Here is a 916-nt window from a genome sequence, read left to right on the forward strand (position 1 = left end):
CCGGATACGTGCGCGGCAGCCAGCTCTCCGACGGAGTGGCCGACGAGGTAGTCGGGCGTGACGCCCCACGACTCCAGAAGCCGGAACAACGCCACCTCGACGGCGAACAAGGCGGGCTGCGCCCAACCCGTCTGGCCCAGCGCCTCGGCGTCGGAGAACATGACCTCCCGCAGCGGACGGTCCAACAGCCCGTCGAAGTGCGCACACACCTCGTCCAGCGCATCGGCGAACACCGGGAAGATCTCCGCCAACTCCCGGCCCATACCGAGACGCTGACCACCCTGACGTCCCCGCCCAGCACAACAGCCCGGTGCTCAAGACCAGAACGCGTGGTCGCCAACGACAACCCCACATCCACCGCACCCACATCAAGCCCCGCGGACAGCAACCGGCCAGCCTGTGCGGCAACCCCCTCCCGGGAACGGGCGGAGACCATCCACGGCACCACCGGCAGACGGACGTCGGGCGCCGCCGCGGACTTCTCCTCCGTCGGCGCTTCCGGGGCCTCCTCCAGGATGACGTGCGCGTTCGTGCCGCTGACGCCGAACGCCGAGACGCCCGCCCTGCGCGGCCTGTCCGCCCGTGCCCACTGGCGTGCTTCCGTCAACAGCTCCACCGCACCGGCCGACCAGTCCACGTGTGACGACGGCGTCTCGGCGTACAGCGTCCTGGGCAACAGCCCGTGCCGCATGGCCAGCACCATCTTCATCACACCCGCGACACCGGCAGCGGCCTGCGTGTGCCCCAGGTTCGACTTCACCGAGCCCAACCACAGCGGACGGTCCCCGGGACGGTCCTGGCCGTACGTCGCCAACAACGCCTGCGCCTCGATCGGGTCACCCAGCGACGTCCCCGTACCGTGCGCCTCCACCACATCGACATCCGCAGCCGACACCTGCGCATTCGCCAACGCCTG

At 70.1% G+C, this 916-nt stretch carries 1 pseudogene; it reads right to left on the reverse strand.

The window, feature by feature from the left end:
- Positions 1–916: pseudogene (locus tag IO40_RS36670) on the reverse strand (acyltransferase domain-containing protein); the annotation flags it as partial.

This window comes from Streptomyces albus subsp. albus, assembly GCF_000725885.1.
Lineage (GTDB): Bacteria > Actinomycetota > Actinomycetes > Streptomycetales > Streptomycetaceae > Streptomyces > Streptomyces albus.